Raw genomic sequence first — 19,699 nt, forward strand, 5'->3', positions numbered from 1 at the left:
GTGATAGAGCCGCTTCCGGCCGGGCGGGCCCGGCTGATCGGCCCGTACCAGCTGCTCGGGCTGCTGGGCGCGGGCGGCATGGGCGAGGTGTACCTGGCCAGGCCCGCGGGCGCCACGGGGGCCTCGGACGGGCTGGTCGCGCTGAAGACCATCCGCGCCGACCTCGACCTCGACGACGGCTTCCGGATCCGCTTCCGCCGCGAGATCGACGCGGCGGGCGCCGTGCGCAGTCCGCACACCGCGGCCCTCGTCGGCGGCGACGCGAACGGCCGGCCGCCCTGGCTGGCGACCGAGTACGTCCCCGGCCCCTCGCTGGCCGAGGCGGTGATCCGCGGCGGGCCGCTGCCCGAGCCGGTGGTCCGCGCGATGGGCGCGGATCTCGCCCGCGCGCTCGCCGACATGCACGCGGTACGGGTGCTGCACCGCGACCTCAAGCCCGGCAACGTGCTGCTCGGCGCCGACGGGCCGAAGGTGATCGACTTCGGGATCGCCCAGGCATTCGACGCCACCCAGCTCACCCGGACCGGGGTGGTCGTGGGCAGCCCCGGCTACATCTCGCCCGAGCACGTCAACGGATCGCGCGCGCTCGTGCCGGCCTCCGACGTGTTCTGCCTCGGCGCGGTGCTCGCCTTCGCGGCGACCGGGCGGGGCCCGTTCGACGACTCCGACATGGCCGCCGTGATCTTCCGGATCGCGCAGGGCGAGGCCGAACTGTCCGGCGTACCACCGAGGTTGCGGGCGGTGATCGAGGAGTGCCTGCGCCCCGACGCCGGGGCCCGCCCGACCCCGCGGCAACTGGCCGACATGCTGCTGCCGGAGGACCCGAGAGCCGACGGTCCGAGGACCGGCGACCCGAGAGCCGACGATCCGAGGACCGGCGACCCGGGAGCCGGCGACCCGAGGACCGGCGATCCGAGAGCCGACGGTCCGGGGGGTGCGGCGTCCGGCGGGCCGTTCCCCTGGACGGAGGCGGTACGGGGGCAGCTCGCCGGGTACGCGGCCCGGGCGCGCACCGCCGCCGAGGCCGCGGTGGTCTCGGCCGCCGCGCCGCCGCTCCCGTTCCACGCCCCGGCCCCCGGCGATCCGGCGTTCGCCCCGACTCCGGTCGTACCGGTGGCCGTGCCGGGCGAGGGGCCGCGGCGGAAGAAGGTACTCCGCACCGGCCTCGCGGCGGCGGCCGCCGTGGTGTGCGTGACGCTCGGCGCGGTACTGCTGCCGGGACTCCTCGACGGCGACGGCGGGGGCGACGGTGGGAGCGGGGGCGGCACCGGGAGCTCGGGAGCGTCGTCCGGCGCCGCCCGGAGCAAGGCGTACCCGGCCGTCCACCCCGGCGGGGACGCCGGGCGCACCGGAAACTTCGGGACGGCCGCCACGGAGCTCGCCGCCCGGCCGACGGGCTGGAAGGCGTGGAAGACCAGCATCGGGGCCGGCCCCGCCGAATGCGTCCTCGCGGACGCGTCACTGGTCTGCGGCGGCCCGCGACGCATCACCGTGCTGGACGCGGCCAACGGCGAACACCGCTGGAAGTCCCCGCAGGGGGAGGCGGGAGCGGGCCCGGCCTCGGTGGCCGCCGTCGTCGGCACCACCGTGTACGCCTTCGAGGGCGGCGCCCTGGTGGCGCGCGCCCTCTCCGACGGGGACGAGCAGTGGCGGGAGCCGCTGCCGGACGGCGCCCGGGTGACCGACTCCGTCCCGTCCGGCAAGGTCCTCTACTACGCGACGAGGGCCACCGGCACGGGCGGCGCCAGGATCGTCGCCCGGGAGCTCACCGGCGAGCACCCGGTCAAGTGGGACGAGGAATGGGACGACCCGGCGGCCGAGGCGGCCCTGGCCTTCGCCGACGGCCGGCTCGTCGTGGCCGGGGACGGCGTCACCGTCCTGAAGGGCGCGGACGGCAGCAGGCTGGGCGGCATCGGGGCCGGGGACGTCTCCTGCCGCATGCCGGTCCTGAAGGGCAAGCAGCTCCTGTGCGCCGGTTCCGACGGCCTGACGGTGATCGACGTGACCGCCCCGCAGGACCGCCGCTCGGTCGCCGCCGGGGTGGACATCGTCCACCGGCCCGCGCTCTCGGGCGACGGCAAGGTCGTGGTGGGCAGCCGGACCCGGACGTACGCGTTCGGCCTGGCCGACGGGCGGCAGTACTGGGCGACGTACGAGGGCGGCAAGGGGCTGGAGATGGTGGGGCCGTCGGTCCTGATCGGGGACCGGGCCTTCGTCGTGGGCGAGGCGAAGCTGGACGGCATCGACATGGACACCGAGGGGGAGCCGGACTGGACCAGCGACCCGATGAGCGGGTGGGACGACAGGGTCGATCCGGAGAGCGTCTCGCTCGTCGTGCGGGGGAACGTCGTCTTCCTGTCCTTCGAGGACGGGACGGTCCTGTCGGGCCTGGTGCCCTGACGTTCCCCCGAGGGGCGGGGTCCGTCAGTCGTCGTCCCCGTGGTCGTCGTGGTCGTGGTCCCCGTGCTCGTCGGCGCCGTGCTCGCCGTGCTTGCCGTCGTCCGACCGGTCCGCCGTGACCTTGCCCGTCTTCGCGTCGACGTTCAGCTCGTGCTCCTTGCCGTTCTTGCCCCGGACCTCGACCTCCCAGTGCGACGCCCCGTTGCGGCCGGTGTGGTCGTCGTGGTCGTCGTCCAGGTCGACGGAGGTCACGGTCCCGGGGTTCGCCTTCAGCGCGGCGCCGACCGCCTCGTTCAGCGACACGGCGGCCGACCGGGGGGCGTGCCGGTCGCGGGCGTCGTCCTCGTCGTCGGTGTGCTTGCCGAGCACCTTGCCGTTGCCCGCGTCCACCGTCACGTCGTGCCAGACCTTGTCGGAGCCGTACACGTCGAGCTCCCAGACCTGCCCGCCGTCCTCGTCGTCCAGCTCGGCCCCGGTGACCGTGCCCGGAACGGCCTTCACGGCGGCGGCGACCGCGTCCTCCACGGAGACACGGGCGGTGCTGCCGCTCGGCGCGCTGCTCCTGGTGTCGCGGTCGTGGTTGTCGTCGTCGGCGAAGGCGACCGTGGTGGCGGCCCCGCCGCCGACGAGCACGGCCGCGGTGACGGCGGCGATGACGGTCTTGCGCTTCATGAGGGGTTCCTCCCCGGTCGGATGCGGTGGCGACGGGAACCACATTGCCGGGGTGATGCTGAACGCAGCCTGAAGCCACCTGAAGCCGTCTTCAGGTTCCGTTTGCGACCCTGGGGCCCATGCGTCTGTTGATCGTGGAGGACGAGAAGCGGCTGGCGACGTCCCTGGCCGCGGGGCTCACCGCCGAGGGCTTCGCCGTGGACGTCGTGCACGACGGCCTCGAAGGGCTGCACCGGGCCTCCGAGGGGGTGTACGACCTCGTCGTCCTCGACATCATGCTGCCCGGGATGAACGGCTACCGGGTCTGCGCCGCCCTGCGCGCCGCAGGCCACGAGACGCCGATCCTGATGCTGACGGCGAAGGACGGCGAGTACGACGAGGCGGAGGGCCTGGACACCGGGGCCGACGACTACCTGACCAAGCCGTTCTCGTACGTCGTGCTCCTGGCGAGGATCCGGGCGCTGCTGCGGCGGCGGGGCGGGCGCGGCGCCTCCCCGGTGATCGCGGCCGGCTCCCTGCGGATGGACACCGCGGCCCGCCGCGTCCACCTCGGCGCCACCGAGATCGCCCTCACCACCAAGGAGTTCGCGGTGCTGGAACAGCTCGTGCTGCGGTCCGGGCAGGTGGTGAGCAAGGCGGACATCCTGGAGCACGTCTGGGACTTCGCCTACGACGGCGACCCGAACATCGTCGAGGTGTACGTGAGCACGCTGCGGCGCAAGCTCGGCGCGTCCGCCATCCGCACCGTGCGCGGGGCGGGTTACCGGCTGGAGGCACCGTGAGGTCGGTACGGGCCAGGGCCGCGCTGGGCGCCACGGTGGTGGTCGCCCTCGCGCTGGTCGGCGCCGGGATCTCCGTGCTCCTGGTGCTGCGCGCCAACCTCACCGACCAGGCGGGGCTCCAGGCCGAGGTGGTGGCCCGCGAGGTGGCCGGCCAGCTGGCCCTCGACGTGCCGTACGCCCGGCTGGAGATGCGCGACGAGGAGGACCATCCGGTCCAGGTGGTCGACGAGGACGGGCGCGTGGTCGCCGTCTCCGAGGGCCTGGAGGCGATCTCCGGGACCGGCACGGACCGGGTCGTGCCGGTCCGGTCCACCGGCCCGGGGCAGGGCTCCGGCTCCGGTGACGACGGCGACGGCGACGACGACCGGGCGGACGGCGGCGGGCACGCCCCGGCCCGCGGCGAGGTCGAGCCGGACGATTCGGAGTTCGGCAGCGGTACCGCCACCGTCGAGGGCGAGAGCGCCGACTACCGTTTCGCGTCCGTCCGGGCGACCACGTCGCAGGGGGTGACCCTGACCGTCCACGCGGGCGCCCCGCTGGCCGCCGAGCAGGAGGCCGTGGGCACCGTGCGCGTCGCGATGCTGACCGGGCTTCCGGTGCTGCTGCTCGTCGTCGCCGGGGTGACCTGGCTGGTGACCCGGCGGGCGCTGCGCCCGGTCGAGGGCATCCGGCGCGAGATGGCCGCGATCACCGCGTCCGAGGACCTGAGCCGCCGGGTGCCGGAGCCCGCCTCGCGCGACGAGGTCGCCCGGCTGGCCCGGACCACCAACGAGACCCTGACGGCCCTGGAGGCGTCGGTGGACCGGCAGCGGCGGTTCGTCGCGGACGCCTCGCACGAACTGCGCAGCCCGATCGCCTCCCTGCGCACCCAGTTGGAGGTGGGCGCGGCCCATCCGGAGCTGCTGGACCTGCCGGGCGCGGTCGCCGACACCGTACGGCTCCAGGCGCTGGCCGCCGATCTGCTGCTGCTGGCCCGGCTGGACGCGGGGGAGCGGCCGGGCCGTACGACGCTGGACCTGGGCGCGCTGGTGCGCGAGGAGGTCTCCCAGCGCGTCGGCGACCGCATCCCCGTGACGGTGTCCGTGCCGGACTCCGGCGACTTCGAAGTGGCCGGTTCGCGCGGGCAGTTGGCGCGGGTGATCGGCAACCTGCTGGACAATGCCGAGCGCCACGCGCGGAGCGCGGTGACGGTCTCGGTGCGGGCGGCGGGGCGGGGCGCGGTGGCCGTCGAGGTCACCGACGACGGGGCGGGGGTGCCGGCGGACGAGCGCGAGCGGATCTTCGAACGCTTCGTCCGCCTCGACGACGCCCGCACCCGGGACGACGGCGGCGCGGGTCTCGGCCTGGCCATCGCCCGGGACGTCGCCGTCCGGCACGGCGGCGGGCTGACGGTGGACGGCGCGCCGGAGGGCGGCGCCCGGTTCACGCTCCGGCTGCCGGCCGTCGGCTGAGCACCACGCCGCAGCCGGGGCCGTGCGGCCGTGCGTGGTGCGTACGGGCTCACGAGCGCCGCGCGTACGGTCCGCGGATGCCATGAGTACGGCCCGCAGGTGCCGCGCGTACGGCCTGCGGGCGCCGCACGCGCGGGCCGTGGGCCTCGGCCGCTCGGCGCGTATGCCCGGGGCGCGCCGCCCGGCCCCGGCCCCGGGCGGTCAGATCTTGCCGCGGCGTCCGCGCAGGTGCTCCGCGACCGGCGTCAGCGCCGCGTGCAGGTTCGCCAGTGCATCCGGCGTCAGCAGGTCCATGAAGTGCTTGCGTACCGAGGCCACATGGTATGGAGCGACCCTCCGCATCGTCTCCGCGCCGTCCTCGGTCAGGACCGCGTACAGACCGCGCCGGTCGGACTCGCAGTTCTCCCGGCGGACCAGCCCGGCGTTCTCCATGCGGGTGATCTGGTGCGAGAGCCTGCTCTTGGACTGCAGCGTCGCGGCGGCGAGATCGCTCATCCGCATGCGCTGGTCCTCCGACTCCGAGAGGTTGACCAGGATCTCGTAGTCGTTGTTGGTCAGTCCGAACGGCTGGAGATCCTTCTCCAGCTGGTGCATCAGCAGCCTGCTGACGTCCAGGTGGGTGCGCCAGGCGCACTGCTCCGCGTCGTTCAGCCAACGGGTGGCCGTCTCGGTCTCCATATGTGGATTCTACCTAAGAAGTTGAAAGCCGGACGAAGTGAGGGTGTAACAATCGGCGCCCGCCGGAGGCGGGCCCGGGGTGCAGACGTTCGACGTCACGCTCCGCAGACTACCGTTCACAAACCGAAGCGACGCTGGAGATCCCCCAGCTGACCGGGCATTCGGGGGGAGGCGCCAGGTTGACCCGAACCGCCGGGCACCCCGGCCTGGCCCGGCACCGCCCCCGTCGGCTGCTCGGCCATCAGGACCTCGGTCGACTGGAGCAGCACCGTGCCCGCCCCGACGAACTCGAACTGGTGCTCCTCGCCCGAGGTGCCCCCGAGGCCGGTCAGCGACCGCAGCCCGCCGATCACGCCCGTCAGGTAGCCGTGGTCGTAGTGGTGGCAGGGCGAGGGACAGTCCGCCCAGCCCACCAGGGCCTGCGGATCGACCCGCAGCGGCGGCTCCATGAAGACCACCGGCCCGTTGGAGGCGGCCACGAACTTCCCCGTGCCGATCAGGGTCAGGAAGCCCGGCACGATCGACTGCTTCAGCGCCAGCGTCGGCTGGTAGGCGAGCAGATTGCCGGACCGGATCGTCAGGTTCCCGTCGTCCAGGTCGTACGAGTTCACGTCGAAGGCCCGGTCCGCGAGCAGCATCTTGCCGCTGCCGTCGGCCACCACCCAGTCGCCCGCGTGCAGCGGTGAGTGGAAGCTCGTCCGCAGCAGCCGGTCGAAGCGGCCGTTGCCGACGCCGTCGAACTCGATCCGCCCGTAGTAGGCGATCATCTTGCCCTTCTGCAGGAACCACTGGCTCCCCTTGAGTTCCACGCAGAAGGTGTACGCGTTGACGTTGTCGTCCGACGGCAGCGTCATCGGATCGAAGATCACGGGCGTGCTCACAGCTTCTCCTCCGAGGCCTGGACGTACACCGCGCCGCTGCCGCTCAGCTCCAGCTGGAACGCCTCGCCGGAGCCGCGCCCCACCATGTCGCGCCAGCCGAGCGCGGTGGAGAGCTTGTTGCGCACGTCGCCGTGGTGCGCGACGTATGCCTGCGGGTCCACGTGCACCGCGCGGCCGGGGGTGATCGGCAGCTCGATCACCCCGCCATGGGCCATCACGGCGACCGCGCCGTGCCCCTTCAGGGTGGTGGTGAACAGCCCCTGCCCGGTCACCTGGCCGCGCACGATGCCCATCACCCCGCCCTGCGACCCCATGAACATGGTCGACTGCTGGAGCGTCCCGTCGAAGGCGAGCAGCCGGTCGGCCTCCACGTACAGGGTGTCGCCGGACAGCTCGATGACCTGGATGTGGTGGCCGCCGTGACCGAACATCACCGTGCCGCTGCCCTCGACCGTCATCAGCGGGGTCGCCTCGCCCGCCACCCGCCGGCCGATCATCGACATCACGCCGCCCTGGCCGCCCTGGATGTTCGGGGTGAACGACACCTCGCCGCGGTAGGCGAGCATCGCCCCGCGCTGGCTGTACAGCTTCTGGCCGGGGACCACCGTCGCCTCGACCATCTTCGAGTTGATCTCGCGGAACGGCATCAGACATCGCCCCCGATGGTGTTCCGCTCGCTCGGCTGGACGTAGACGACGCCCTCGCCCTCGAACCGGATCTGGAAGGACTCCCCGGAGCTCTCGCCGATCAGTGTCCGGAAGGTGACCCCCGACTGGAACTGCTGGCGCAGATTGCCCTGGTGGGCGATGTAGGCGCCGGGGTCGACGCACAGCGGGTACTGGGCGGAGACCCGCAGCGCCACCGCCGAGCCGTCCGACATGATCGCCACCTGCCCGGTGCCCTCGACGGTGGTGGTGAACAGGCCGTTGCCGCTCGCCCCGCCGCGCAGCCCGGTGAAGGTGGTGCCGGTGCGCAGCGAGGAGTCGGTGCACAGCAGATTGCTCGCCTCGACGTAGAGCTTGTCGCCGTGCAGCGAGACGAGGCTGATCTCGCTCGCCCGGTCCGCGAAGTAGCAGGTGCCCTGACCGGTCACCTGCATCACGGTCATCTGCTCACCGGTCAGCCGGCGGGTCACCATCCCGCGCAGACCGTCACCGCCGCCGGTCATCTTCTTGAACGTCATCCGGCCGTCGTAGGCGACCATCGAGCCGTTCTTCGCCTTGACGGCGTCCCCGGCCAGGTCGACGGCGAGCGTTCTGCTGCCTTGGAGTCGGAACATTGCCACGGAGCCGACGTTAACCGGCGGATCCGGACCGGAACAGGGTCCGAGGCGTGATCGGGTCCCCCGACAGGCCCCTGATACGCACCCGGGACGGGATCCGTACGTGATCGGGACGTACCGGGCCCGGCGCGGGGACCGGACCCGGGAACCGCCCGCGGCGCCCCGGCCGCCCCCGCTGCCCGGGGCCGTCCGCGCCGATGCCACAATGGGGCGAGCTTGTGCCCGCGTTCACAAGCTGTCACGACCCTCCCACCGAAGGTGCCCCCGTGGACATCAAGACCGCTACCGCCCTGCACCGGCTGCGCCTCATCTCGATTCCCGAGGCGCTCTCCTTCCCGGCACTGATCATCTTTGGCTCGGTCCTCAGCCGGGTCTCGGACATCGACTTCCTGATGATGCCGCTCGGCATCCTGCACGGCGTGCTCTTCGTGATCTACGCCGTCCTGCTGCTCGACGTCTGGGCCAAGACCAAGTGGCCGCTGAAGCGCGTCGCGCTCTTCTTCCTGCTGGCGGTGGTGCCGTTCGGCGGTCTGTACGGCGACAAGCTGCTCAAGCGCTACGAGGCCGACGGCGTCATCGCCGCCCGCGCCCGCCGGGAAGGCGTGGTCGGCGCATGATCGTCGCGTTCTCGGTCAGCCCGCTGGGCGTGGGCGAGGACGTCGGCGAGTACGTCGCCGACGCCGTCCGCGTCGTCCGCGAGTCCGGGCTGCCCAACCGCACGGACGCCATGTTCACCTCCATCGAGGGTGAGTGGGACGAGGTCATGGATGTCGTCAAGCGGGCCGTCGCCGCCGTCGAGGCCCGTGCCGGACGCGTCTCCCTCGTACTGAAGGCCGATATCCGTCCCGGCGTCACCGACGGCCTGACCTCCAAGGTCGAGACGGTCGAGCGGTACCTCGCGGAGACGGACTGACGCATTCCCACTGCGTAGCCGAAGAGCCCCCGGCCCCGCCGGGGGCTCGCCTCATTCCCGCCGTTCGTGCTCCGGCACGGCCAGGGCGATCCCGAGCGGAGTCCGCTCGTACAGCACCTGGTGCCCGTACCGGCGCGAGGTCAGCAGCCCCGCCGCACGCAGCACCGACAGATGCTCCGACACGGAGGACACCGCGAGGCCCAGGCGGTGCGCGAGCGCGCTCGGGCCGGCCGGCTCGTCGAGCGCGCACAGGACATCGGCCCGGCCGCGCCCCAGCAGCCGGGCGAGTGCCTGCGGAGTGCGGTCGGCGGGTTCCGTCCACAGCCCGCCGATGCCGCGCGCCGGGTAGATGATCGCGGGCTGCCACGGCGGCTCGAAGCCACTGACCGCGTCCGGCCAGCAGAAGACGCTGGGGATCAGGACCAGCCCCTGCCCGCCCAGCACCCGGGTGTGCCTGCCGCGCGTCCCGACGATGGTGAGCGTCGAGTCCGACCAGCTCAGCTGGGGGCTCAGCTCACCCAGCAGCCGCTCGAAGCCGACCGCGGCGAGCCGCCGCGAGTGGTAGGCGATGTCCGCCTCCAGCAGTGCGCGCAGCCGCGGCCAGTGCGGCTCGATCAGCACCCGCCAGGCCTGTTCCAGCAGGTCGGCCAGGTCCCGGACGGTACGGGCGGGATCGGCGAGCAGCGCCTGCCCGGTGGCGGAGTGCAGCAGTTCCGGCCGATTCGCCAGCGCCAGTGTTATGTCCCGGCGGGCGACCTCCGGATCCACGGACCGCACCCCCGCGATCTCCTCCTCGAAGGTGGTGACGGGGCCGGGCGGCGGCGGGCTGAAGAAGTCGGGAGTGTGCCCGTGCCGCGCCATCAGCAGCCACAGCGGCCCGAGTTCGAGGCTCTCGGCCGCGTCGCGGATCAGCCGGAGCCACGGCAGGTGGTACCCCTGCCGTTCGGGCTGGGCCAGGACGCGCACGGCGGCCTGGGTCTCACCGAGCGGCGACAGGGCGAACCGGCAGCGCAGCAGATCGCTCTCGTCGAGGTGCAGTTGGAACGACACGCGCGCCCTTCCCGTAACTTTCGGTGTGAGCCGAAAGTCTACGGAGAGCCGTCGTGACCCCCCAGGCTGCGACCATGCCCGCAGACACCGGAAACCCAGCAGCCCCTCCCACGCCCGACGCGACTGCGCCCGACACGAGCGCGCCCGACGCGACCGTGCCCGACGCGACCGTGCCCGACGCGACTGCGCCCGACGCGAGCGCGCCCCACGCGACCGTGCCCGACACGACCGTGCCCGACACGACCGTGCCCGACACGAGCGGTGCCCGCGCCTCCGGCGGCTACCGCGCCGTTTTCGCCGTGCGGGAGTTCCGGGCGGTCTTCGCCGCGCATCTGCTCTCCCTCCTCGGTGTCGTCGTCAGCGAGCTCGCGCTCACCGTCCTGGTGTACGGACTCACCGGCTCGCCCCTGCTCAGCGCCCTCACCTTCGCGCTCGGTCTTCTCCCGTACCTCGTGGGAGGCACCCTCTTCGCCGGCGTCGCCGACCGGTACCCCGCCCGCCGGGTCCTCGTCGTCTGCGATCTGGTCTGTGCCGGTTGCGTCACCGTGATGGTGCTGCCGGGCACCCCGGTCGGCGGGCTGCTCGCGCTGCGCTGCCTCGTCGCCGCCGTCTCACCGGTCTTCACCGGGACGCGGATGGCCGCCCTCGCCGACATCCTGGGCGAGGGCGAACGGTACGTCCTCGGCCGCTCGCTGCTGCGGATCGTCTCGCAGAGCGCGGTCCTCACCGGCTTCGGGGTGGGCGGGGTGCTGCTGACCGTGCTCCCGCCGCGCGGGGCGATCACGATCACCGCGGTGACCTTCCTCTGCTCGGCGGCCCTGCTCCGCTTCGGCACCCGGGACCGGCCCGCCCGGTCCGCCGGGACCGGGGAGGGCCGCGGCGCCCTGCTGGGGGAGTCGCTCGCCGGGGCCCGCAGCCTGCTCGGCAACCGCAGGATCCGTGCGCTGATGCTGCTCTTCTGGCTGCCCCCGCTGTTCGCCGTCGCGCCGGAGGCACTGGCCGCCCCGTACGCGGACGAGATCGGGGCCGGCCCCGGCGTGCTCGGGCTGCTGATGTGCGCGATGCCCGTCGGCCAGATCGCCGCCGAGCTCTGGGTCGGCACGGCGCTGAGCCCCCGGCTGCGCGCCCTGGTCGTGCTGCCGGCCGCCGTCGCGGGACCGCTGCCCCTGGTGGTGTACGGACTCCGCCCCGGCGTGGTCGTGATCGCGCTCGCACTGGCGCTCGCCGGGGCGGGCGGGGCGTATGTCATCGGCCTCGACCAGTGGTTCGTCGAAGCCGTCCCGGAGGCCCTGCGCGGCAGGGCGATGACCCTGCTCACCGCCGGGCTGATGACCCTCCAGGGGGTCGGCATGGCCCTCGCCGGACTCGCCGCCGAGTTCCTCCCCGTGCACCAGGTGGTCGCCGGAGCCGGAGTGGTCGGCGCCCTCTGCCTGCTGCTGCTCGTCCTGGAGGTCAGGAGAACCGCACCCGACGGCCGGCTCCGGACCGAAGTCCGAGACGGGGCTGACCAGCATGTGACCTGTGGGTAAGGTCGGTGCCGTGCCGAAGCCGCTCCGTCTCCCCTTCGACCCCATCGCCCGCGCCGACGAACTCTGGCAGCAGCGCTGGGGTCCGGTGCCCTCGATGGGGGCGATCACCTCGATCATGCGCGCCCAGCAGATCCTGCTCGCCGAGGTCGACGCAGTCGTCAAACCGTACGGACTGACCTTCGCCCGGTACGAGGCGCTGGTGCTGCTCGCCTTCTCCAAGGCCGGCGAGCTGCCGATGTCCAAGATCGGCGAGCGGCTGATGGTCCACCCCACCTCCGTCACGAACACCGTGGACCGGCTGGTGCGCTCCGGCCTGGTCGCCAAGCGCCCCAACCCCAACGACGGCCGCGGAACCCTCGCCTCCATCACGGACCGGGGCCGCGAGGTCGTCGAGGCGGCGACGAAGGACCTGGTCGACATGGAGTTCGGACTCGGGGTGTACGACGCCGAGGAATGCGCCGAGATCTTCGCCATGCTGCGCCCGCTGCGGGTCGCGGCCCACGACTTCGAAGAGGAGTAGGGGAGGGGCGCCGGGCGGGAAATGGAACGGCGTTTCGAGGTCCCGGCCCGCTGCAAGATCGCCCCGGACGTGCGGTTACGCTCGCTTCCATGAAACCCAGCGTGCTGACCCGCTATCGGGTGATGGCCTACGTCACCGCCGTCATGCTGCTCGTCCTCTGCGTCTGCATGATCTTCAAATACGGCTTCGACAAGGGCGAGGGCCTGACGCTCGTCGTCTCCCAGGTCCACGGTGTGCTCTACATCGTCTACCTGATCTTCGCCTTCGACCTCGGTTCCAAGGCGAAGTGGCCGATGGGCAAGCTGCTCTGGGTTCTGATCTCCGGCACCATCCCGACGGCCGCGTTCTTCGTCGAGCGCAAGGTCGTCCGCGAGGTCGAGCCGCTGCTCGCCACCGGCTCCCCGGTGACCGCCAAGGCCTGAACGGGCCCGGTCCGCATCGCGTCACCCGCACAGCCCGCACCGTCCGAACCGCCCCGTGCCGAGCACCGGGCGGTTTGCCATCGACATTTACTAGGACGTCCTAGTAAATTCGAAGACATGGACGCTGACGCGATCGAGGAGGGCCGCCGCCGCTGGCAGGCCCGTTACGACAAGGCCCGCAAGCGCGACGCGGACTTCACCACGCTCTCCGGGGACCCGGTGGAGCCCGTCTACGGGCCCCGCCCCGGCGACGCGTACGAGGGGTTCGAGCGGATCGGCTGGCCCGGCGAGTACCCCTTCACCCGGGGACTGCACCCGACCGGGTACCGGGGCCGCACCTGGACCATCCGCCAGTTCGCCGGCTTCGGCAACGCCGAGCAGACCAACGAGCGCTACAAGATGATCCTGGCCGCCGGCGGCGGCGGGCTCAGCGTCGCCTTCGACATGCCGACCCTGATGGGCCGCGACTCCGACGACCCCCGCTCGCTCGGCGAGGTCGGGCACTGCGGCGTGGCCATCGACTCCGCCGCCGACATGGAGATCCTCTTCAAGGACATCCCGCTCGGCGACGTCACGACGTCCATGACGATCAGCGGCCCCGCCGTCCCGGTCTTCTGCATGTACCTGGTCGCCGCCGAGCGCCAGGGCGTCGATCCGGGGGTGCTCAACGGCACGCTCCAGACCGACATCTTCAAGGAGTACATCGCGCAGAAGGAGTGGCTCTTCCAGCCCGAGCCGCACCTGCGCCTCATCGGCGACCTGATGGAGCACTGCGCCCGCGACATCCCCGCCTACAAGCCGCTCTCGGTCTCCGGCTACCACATCCGTGAGGCCGGGGCGACGGCCGCGCAGGAGCTCGCGTACACCCTGGCCGACGGCTTCGGCTACGTGGAGCTCGGCCTCTCCCGCGGCCTCGACGTCGACACCTTCGCGCCCGGCCTCTCCTTCTTCTTCGACGCGCACCTCGACTTCTTCGAGGAGATCGCCAAGTTCCGTGCCGCCCGCCGGATCTGGGCCCGCTGGATGAAGGAGACCTACGGGGCGAAGACCGACAAGGCGCAGTGGCTCCGCTTCCACACCCAGACCGCCGGCGTCTCGCTCACCGCCCAGCAGCCGTACAACAACGTCGTGCGGACCGCAGTCGAGGCGCTCTCCGCGGTCCTCGGCGGCACCAACTCGCTGCACACCAACGCCCTCGACGAGACCCTCGCGCTCCCCTCCGAGCAGGCCGCCGAGATCGCGCTGCGCACCCAGCAGGTGCTGATGGAGGAGACCGGCGTCGCCAACGTGGCCGACCCGCTGGGCGGTTCCTGGTACGTCGAGCAGCTCACCGACCGGATCGAGGCCGACGCCGAGAAGATCTTCGAGCAGATCAAGGAGCGCGGCACCCGGGCCCACCCGGACGGGCAGCACCCCATCGGGCCCATCACCTCCGGCATCCTGCGCGGCATCGAGGACGGCTGGTTCACCGGCGAGATCGCCGAGTCCGCCTTCCGCTACCAGCAGGCGCTGGAGAAGGGCGAGAAGCGGGTCGTCGGCGTCAACGTCCACCACGGCTCGGTCACCGGCGACCTGGAGATCCTCCGGGTCAGCCACGAGGTCGAGCGCGAGCAGGTCCGGGTGCTGGGCAGCCGCAAGGAGGCCCGCGACGACGCCCGGGTGAAGTCGGCCCTGGACGCGATGCTGGCCGCCGCCCGCGACGGCTCCAACATGATCGCGCCGATGCTCGACGCGGTGCGGGCCGAGGCGACGCTCGGTGAGATCTGCGGCGTCCTGCGCGACGAGTGGGGCATCTACACGGAGCCGCCCGGCTTCTGACGGACGGACGGACCCTCGGGGCGGGGCGGCCGGTGCGGCTGCCCCGCCCCTAGGGCCGCCCCGCGCCCCGCCGTGCCTCCCGCACCTCGGGCGGCCCGTCCCGTGCACCGTGTGTCCCGCCCCCGGGCGGACCTTCAGACGGAGGCTGCCGCCCCCAGGCCCGCGAGCAGCAGCACGGTGAAGCGCCGGGCCCAGTCCGCGTCCACGGACTCCGCGCTCACCAGGACCCGGTGCACCACCGCACCGGCGATCACGTCGAAGATCAGGTCGGCGGTCGTCGCCGCCACGGCCTCGTCCTGCTCCATGGGCAGTTCCCCGCGCTCCTGGGCCCGCCTGCGCCCCTGGAGCACCAACCGCTTCTGCCGGTCCACGATCGAGTCGCGTATCCGGGCCCGCAGCGCCTCGTCGCGGGTCGACTCCGCGACCACCGCCATCAGCGCCGTCCGGGCCTCCGGCCGCTCCAGCAGCGCGGCGAACTGCAGCACCACCGCCTGCACATCGGCCGACAGGCTGCCCAGATCGGGCAGTTCCAGCTCGTCGAAGAGGACCGCGACGGCGTCCACGACCAGCTCGTTCTTGCCCGCCCACCGCCGGTACAGGGTCGTCTTGGCGACCCCGGCCCGTGTCGCCACGTCGCTCATCGTCAGCTTCGACCAACCGAGGTCGACCAGAGAGGCCCTGGTCGCCTCCAGGATGGCCTCGTCGGCCGCGACGCTGCGCGGACGTCCCGTTCGCGGGGGTTTGGGGTGGGGGCGGCTCGGCATGCCGTGACCATACCGGTCAGTAAGTAGAACCGGCCGGTCCCCGGAGCCGTGAGACAGATCACCGGGCGCACTTGTGCGCGAGGGGTACGGGGAAGTTACGCTACGGGTCGTAGCGTAAGGACGGTGAGTGTGCCGTCGTGACGCCACGGCCGAATGACAACCACAGGCGCCGGGTGGGGACCCGGGGCCGAAGCGGGCCTTTCAGGGGCTCAACGGGTCTTTCAGGGGCCCTCGGGCCGTGTCTGTCCGTGCGTCCCGCACACCGGCGGGGGTTGCGGACGGGCACGGTTCCCGTCTCGCTTTCCGGATCGGCGTGCCAAGGGGGGAGGATGTACGTATGCAGCCTAGGAACATGTCCATGAGCGGCGTCGTCGACCTCGCCGCGGTGAAGGCGGCCGGTGAGGCCAAGGCGAAAGCGGAACAGGCCCGTGCCGAGTCCGCCCGGCAGGGCGGTGGCGGTGCCGTGCCCCCGTCCGCCCTGGTGATCGACGTCGACGAGGCGGGCTTCGAGAGCGATGTCCTGCAGCGTTCCGCCGAAGTCCCGGTCGTCATCGACTTCTGGGCCGAATGGTGCGAGCCGTGCAAGCAGCTGGGCCCGCTCCTGGAGCGCCTGGCCCGTGAGTACAACGGCCGCTTCGTGCTGGCCAAGATCGATGTCGACGCCAACCAGATGCTGATGCAGCAGTTCGGCATCCAGGGCATCCCGGCGGTCTTCGCCGTCGTCGCCGGGCAGGCCCTCCCGCTCTTCCAGGGCGCGGCCCCCGAGGCCCAGATCCGGCAGACGCTGGACCAGCTGATCCAGGTCGGCGAGGAGCGGTTCGGACTCACCGGGATCGTGGTCGACCAGGACGCCCCCGAAGGTGCCGACCGGGCCCCGGCCGAGGCGCCCGCCGGACCGTACGACGCCCTGCTCGAAGCAGCCGCGCACGCCCTGGACGCCAACGACTTCGCCGGCGCCGTCCAGGCGTACCGCAACATCCTGTCCGACGACCCGGCCAACACGGAGGCCAAGCTCGGCCTGGCCCAGGCCGAACTCCTCGCCAGGGTCAAGGACATGGACGCGCAGCAGGTCCGCAAGGACGCGGCCGAGGGCCCGGCCGACGTCGCCGCGCAGCTCGCCGCGGCCGACCTGGATCTGGTGGGCGGTCATGTCGAGGACGCCTTCGGCCGGCTCGTCGAGACGGTGCGCCGCACCTTCGGCGACGACCGGGACGCCGCGCGGGTGCGGCTGCTGGAGCTGTTCGAGGTGATCGGTCCGGACGACCCGCGGGTCGTGGCCGCGCGTACGGCGCTGGCGCGGGTCTTGTTCTGATGTGACAACACGGCCGCGGCGCCTGGCGGTTGCCGCGGCCGTTTTCGCGATCGGACGATAAGAGACACCTCCGCTTTACCAAATCTTGATAAAGGTAGAGCCTGTTACTCGTAGTAAGTCGAACTCCGGGATCTGCCCCATTTGGGGTGCTGATCCACCTCTTCGTCCTCCGATTCGGCGCCACCCTGTGTGGCTGCTTGGTATCAGTCGGTCGAGCGTTGGTTATCAGGCCGTTACTAGCGAGTAACGAACCCCCTTGTGCCACGGGCGGGAATGCACCACGATCGGCCAGGCTCGGTCCAATAACGTCAGCCCGACCGCCAGTCGGTGCGGCGGCCCCGTTGGGTCCCCACCGAGTGGGTCGGCGGCAGTGTGGCCGGCTCCGGACAGGGGGGTTCCTGTCGTCCGGCAGGGCCTGTCCGATACGGGTCGCGCCCATGCGCGACCAGTGGTTGTCGCTCGGGGGTGATCGCCGGTGATTCGGGTGCGGTTCGTGCCTCCGTACGCAGGCGCTCTCCTTCCCGAGGACGTAGCACTTCTCCCATCCCAGGACGGGCCGAGGCCCGGACCGGAGATGTACGTCCGAGAAGGAGGAAAAATATGAGTTCCCAGGTTCGTGGCGGCACCAGATGGAAGCGTTTCGCTCTGGTCATGGTGCCGAGCGTCGTCGCGACCGCGGCGGTGGGTGTCGGTCTCGCCCAGGGCGCCCTCGCGGCGTCGTTCAGCGTGTCCGGCCAGAGCTTCAAGGTGCGCACCGACAAGCTCGTCGGTGAGGACTTCATCCAGTACGGCAGCGTCGCCACCGGCAAGGACCTCAAGGGCGGCGACGCGGCCCACGCGGTGGCCGTGTCCGGCTTCAGCAAGGCCACGATCACCAACATGTGCCAGTCGGTGGTGACTCCGAACCTGCCGTTCGGCCTCGGCAACGTCACGCTGCAGCTGAACGCGGGTACGGACCCGAAGAAGCCGGTCAAGGCGACCAACCTGTACCTGGATGTCGCCGAGCTCGACGCCGACGCGTACTTCGAGAACATCGACATCGGCGTCGCCGCCGGTGATGTCGGCGCCCCCGGCATCCAGGAGGGCACCGAGAAGAAGGTGAACCCGAACGGCTTCGCGCAGCGCGCCAAGAAGGCGACGCTGACCAACGTGAAGCAGACGGCATGGGCGACCACCGCGGGCACCTTCAAGCTCAGCAACCTGAGCCTGCGCCTGCACAGTGGCGTCAAGGAGTGCTACTAAGCACCCGCCCGGGTGGCCGGAGCACTCCCTCGGGGGTCTCCGGCCACCCGACCTCTTCTCTTCTCAAGCAGTACCGGTTCCAGGGAGCTGTTTTCCATGAGCCCCGAGTCCACAGGGCAGAACGAGCACTACCTCCGCGTCTTCTGGCGCGGATTCCGCACCTGGCGGGGTAACCGGCCGTTCTGGGCGGGCCTGTTCACCATGGTGGGTGGTCTACCCATCGCGTACTTCCCGTACGCCAACATGCACCTCGGCAACATCACGCTGGCGATGTCCACCACCGCCGGCGCGGGGTCGCTGATCATCGGGGTCCTGCTGATCACGCTGGGCCTCACCATGTGGTTCCACCACATCGTGCGGGTCTTCGCCGGGGTCGCCGCGATCCTGCTGGCGCTGATCTCCATCCCGGTCGCCAACATCGGCGGATTCCTCATCGGTTTCCTGTTCGCCATGCTCGGCGGAGCGCTCTCCGTCTCCTGGGCCCCGGGCGAGCCGAAGCCCGACCCCGAGCCCGTCGACGCGGCGCTTTTGGAGTCGGCCGGGACCGGTCCGGAGTCGCGGGAGCCCGAGTTCCACACCACGGCGGCGGTGTCCCAGCAGCCGGAGCAGTACGACACGACAGTCGAGGCCGACGACGGGAGGCATCGTGCGGGGTGACGAGACGCAGCTGAACTCGACCGGGGAGGACCCCCGACCGAGGAGCGGACCGCGCCACGCGGCCCCCAGGAAGTCGTTGCTGACGAAGCTGCACATACCCGCGGGCAAGGCGTTCGCGCTCGCCGCGATGCCGACGGCCGTCTTCGTGGGCATGGGCCTCACCCCCAAGCTCGCGATGGCCGACGACAGTTCGGACATCCCGTTCGCTCCCGGCCCCTGCGTGACCCGCTCCGACGAGCCGAGCGAGGAGCCCTCGCCGTCCGCTTCCCAGACCCGGTCGCCGTCCCCGTCCGCCACCGACTCCGGTGACGAGAAGGACGACGCGACGACTCCGAAGCCCTCGGTGACCCCGTCCGCGGACGAGGCGGCGAAGCCGGAGACGAAGGCCGCGGCACCCCCCGCGCCGAGCACCTCGCCCACTCCGACGAAGACGAAGAACCCGCTCGACCCGCTGGGCCTCGGCGACGCGCTCAAGGACCTCTTCGACGGACCGGACAAGCCGGAGACGGCAAGCCCGTCCCCGACCGCGAGCACCGCGTCCCCGAAGCCGTCGGAGACCGCCGAGAAGCCCGTCGAGAAGGCCACCGACACCGCGAAGAAGACGGTGGACGAGACGGCCGACAAGACCGCCGACGCCATCCGCGAAGCCGCGGGCAGGGCGGGCAAGTCGGTCGAGGAGCTCGACGAGAGCGTCAAGGGGCTCGACGCCAAGAAGGACGAGGACATCCCGGACGGCGCCAAGGAGCGCTTCCCGTGCCCGACCGCCGACCCCGAGGCGCTGGCCGCGGCCGACCTGGAGACGGGCATCCCGCTGCTCCCGGACGACCCGTGGATCCTGGAGAGCTCGATGCTCACCCTCAACGGGCTCGACTACAAGGGCATCGTCGAGGTGAAGACGTACGGCGGCACCGTCAAGAAGGCGCTGAAGTTCACCGCGAGCTCCATCGACATCGACAACCTCCACCAGAAGACCGTCGGCCCGAACGGCACGACGGCCCACGTCGAGGCGCGGAAGGGCTCCAAGTCCACCATCCGCAACGGCACGGTGACGATGTACACGGAGGAGCTGAAGGGCAACCTCTTCGGCCTCATCCCGGTGACGTTCAGCCCGGAGACACCGCCTCCGCTGAACGTGCCCTTCGCCTTCTTCACCAAGGTCAAGGTGACCCAGGCCGGCCAGTTCGGCGGCTCGCTCAAGGTCCCCGGGCTGCACAACTACTTCACCGGCGGCAACGGCTAGGGCCTGCTGGGAGCCGCACAGGGCTGTGGGCCGCATTCCTCGGGGGGAGTGCGGCCCACGGTCGCGCCGTACGGGGGAAGGAACGG

20 protein-coding genes are annotated in these 19,699 nt (G+C 71.8%); 13 read left to right on the plus strand and 7 right to left on the minus strand.

Annotation, left to right across the window (positions count from 1 at the left end; all coding sequences use genetic code 11):
• The gene (locus ACWCXX_RS18210; protein WP_451128313.1) at window positions 1–2,400 is read left to right on the plus strand and encodes a serine/threonine-protein kinase; all 2,400 of its coding nucleotides are present in this window, start codon (window positions 1–3) and stop codon (window positions 2,398–2,400) included.
• Between the two features lie 24 nt (window positions 2,401–2,424).
• Here the strand turns inward: ACWCXX_RS18210 and ACWCXX_RS18215 are convergent, their stop codons facing one another.
• Entirely contained in the window at window positions 2,425–3,072 is a 648-nt protein-coding gene (locus ACWCXX_RS18215; protein WP_451128315.1) for a PepSY domain-containing protein, read from the minus strand.
• A gap of 119 nt (window positions 3,073–3,191) precedes the next feature.
• Between ACWCXX_RS18215 and ACWCXX_RS18220 the strand changes: the two genes are divergently transcribed.
• Together ACWCXX_RS18220 and ACWCXX_RS18225 are read left to right on the plus strand one after the other, a co-directional pair.
• Window positions 3,192–3,854 carry a response regulator transcription factor gene (locus ACWCXX_RS18220; protein ID WP_451128317.1) on the plus strand — a complete coding sequence of 221 codons (663 nt, stop codon included), beginning with the start codon at window positions 3,192–3,194 and terminating at the stop codon, window positions 3,852–3,854.
• On the plus strand, window positions 3,851–5,305 hold the full coding sequence (locus ACWCXX_RS18225; RefSeq protein WP_451128319.1) for an ATP-binding protein: 1,455 nt from the start codon (window positions 3,851–3,853) through the stop codon (window positions 5,303–5,305). The genes ACWCXX_RS18220 and ACWCXX_RS18225 overlap by 4 nt, the downstream gene beginning before the upstream one ends.
• A 201-nt stretch (window positions 5,306–5,506) precedes the next feature.
• On the opposite strand, the gene ACWCXX_RS18230 is transcribed toward ACWCXX_RS18225, so the two are convergent.
• The 4 genes from ACWCXX_RS18230 to ACWCXX_RS18245 form a co-directional block, all read right to left on the minus strand.
• A complete protein-coding gene (locus tag ACWCXX_RS18230; protein WP_451128321.1) occupies window positions 5,507–5,983 on the minus strand; it encodes a MarR family winged helix-turn-helix transcriptional regulator in 477 nt (158 codons plus the stop codon).
• Between the two features lie 116 nt (window positions 5,984–6,099).
• A complete protein-coding gene (locus ACWCXX_RS18235) occupies window positions 6,100–6,864 on the minus strand; it encodes an AIM24 family protein (RefSeq protein ID WP_451128323.1) in 765 nt (254 codons plus the stop codon).
• Window positions 6,861–7,511 (minus strand): AIM24 family protein, encoded by a 651-nt coding sequence (locus ACWCXX_RS18240; RefSeq protein ID WP_451128325.1) that lies wholly within the window; start codon window positions 7,509–7,511, stop codon window positions 6,861–6,863. The genes ACWCXX_RS18235 and ACWCXX_RS18240 overlap by 4 nt, the downstream gene beginning before the upstream one ends.
• Window positions 7,511–8,143, minus strand: a complete 633-nt coding sequence (locus ACWCXX_RS18245) for an AIM24 family protein (protein WP_451128453.1) — start codon at window positions 8,141–8,143, stop codon at window positions 7,511–7,513. Before ACWCXX_RS18245 ends, ACWCXX_RS18240 begins: the two co-directional genes overlap by 1 nt.
• 269 nt (window positions 8,144–8,412) lie before the next feature.
• Between ACWCXX_RS18245 and ACWCXX_RS18250 the strand changes: the two genes are divergently transcribed.
• Window positions 8,413–8,763, plus strand: coding sequence for a DUF3817 domain-containing protein (locus tag ACWCXX_RS18250; protein ID WP_451128326.1), 351 nt, complete (start codon window positions 8,413–8,415; stop codon window positions 8,761–8,763).
• Window positions 8,760–9,059 carry an MTH1187 family thiamine-binding protein gene (locus ACWCXX_RS18255; protein ID WP_093898565.1) on the plus strand — a complete coding sequence of 100 codons (300 nt, stop codon included), beginning with the start codon at window positions 8,760–8,762 and terminating at the stop codon, window positions 9,057–9,059. Before ACWCXX_RS18250 ends, ACWCXX_RS18255 begins: the two co-directional genes overlap by 4 nt.
• Window positions 9,060–9,110: 51 nt before the next feature.
• On the opposite strand, the gene ACWCXX_RS18260 is transcribed toward ACWCXX_RS18255, so the two are convergent.
• Complete coding sequence (locus ACWCXX_RS18260; protein ID WP_451128328.1) at window positions 9,111–10,109, minus strand: DUF5937 family protein; 999 nt, start codon at window positions 10,107–10,109, stop codon at window positions 9,111–9,113.
• A gap of 74 nt (window positions 10,110–10,183) precedes the next feature.
• Between ACWCXX_RS18260 and ACWCXX_RS18265 the strand changes: the two genes are divergently transcribed.
• The 4 genes from ACWCXX_RS18265 to ACWCXX_RS18280 all read left to right on the plus strand — a co-directional run bounded on the left by ACWCXX_RS18265 (window position 10,184) and on the right by ACWCXX_RS18280 (window position 14,398).
• Complete coding sequence (locus ACWCXX_RS18265) at window positions 10,184–11,638, plus strand: MFS transporter (RefSeq protein WP_451128330.1); 1,455 nt, start codon at window positions 10,184–10,186, stop codon at window positions 11,636–11,638.
• 10 nt (window positions 11,639–11,648) lie between these two features.
• Window positions 11,649–12,158 carry a MarR family winged helix-turn-helix transcriptional regulator gene (locus ACWCXX_RS18270; RefSeq protein ID WP_451128332.1) on the plus strand — a complete coding sequence of 170 codons (510 nt, stop codon included), beginning with the start codon at window positions 11,649–11,651 and terminating at the stop codon, window positions 12,156–12,158.
• An 89-nt stretch (window positions 12,159–12,247) separates the two neighbouring features.
• Window positions 12,248–12,580, plus strand: coding sequence for a DUF3817 domain-containing protein (locus tag ACWCXX_RS18275; protein ID WP_451128334.1), 333 nt, complete (start codon window positions 12,248–12,250; stop codon window positions 12,578–12,580).
• A 117-nt stretch (window positions 12,581–12,697) separates the two neighbouring features.
• The gene (locus tag ACWCXX_RS18280; protein WP_451128336.1) at window positions 12,698–14,398 is read left to right on the plus strand and encodes an acyl-CoA mutase large subunit family protein; all 1,701 of its coding nucleotides are present in this window, start codon (window positions 12,698–12,700) and stop codon (window positions 14,396–14,398) included.
• 134 nt (window positions 14,399–14,532) lie between these two features.
• On the opposite strand, the gene ACWCXX_RS18285 is transcribed toward ACWCXX_RS18280, so the two are convergent.
• Window positions 14,533–15,162: a TetR/AcrR family transcriptional regulator gene (locus tag ACWCXX_RS18285; RefSeq protein WP_451128338.1), complete on the minus strand. Its 630-nt coding sequence runs from the start codon at window positions 15,160–15,162 to the stop codon at window positions 14,533–14,535.
• A gap of 337 nt (window positions 15,163–15,499) precedes the next feature.
• On the opposite strand from ACWCXX_RS18285, the gene ACWCXX_RS18290 reads away from it, so the two are divergent.
• From ACWCXX_RS18290 to ACWCXX_RS18305, 4 genes are all read left to right on the plus strand, one after another.
• Window positions 15,500–16,474, plus strand: coding sequence for a tetratricopeptide repeat protein (locus ACWCXX_RS18290; protein ID WP_451128340.1), 975 nt, complete (start codon window positions 15,500–15,502; stop codon window positions 16,472–16,474).
• A 600-nt stretch (window positions 16,475–17,074) separates the two neighbouring features.
• Window positions 17,075–17,716, plus strand: a complete 642-nt coding sequence (locus ACWCXX_RS18295) for a DUF6230 family protein (RefSeq protein ID WP_451128342.1) — start codon at window positions 17,075–17,077, stop codon at window positions 17,714–17,716.
• Window positions 17,717–17,812: 96 nt separating this feature from the next.
• On the plus strand, window positions 17,813–18,373 hold the full coding sequence (locus ACWCXX_RS18300) for a DUF6114 domain-containing protein (protein ID WP_451128344.1): 561 nt from the start codon (window positions 17,813–17,815) through the stop codon (window positions 18,371–18,373).
• A complete protein-coding gene (locus tag ACWCXX_RS18305; RefSeq protein WP_451128346.1) occupies window positions 18,363–19,613 on the plus strand; it encodes a hypothetical protein in 1,251 nt (416 codons plus the stop codon). The genes ACWCXX_RS18300 and ACWCXX_RS18305 overlap by 11 nt, the downstream gene beginning before the upstream one ends.
• Window positions 19,614–19,699 lie beyond the last annotated feature (86 nt).

Source organism: Streptomyces sp. NPDC001732 (assembly GCF_053596315.1).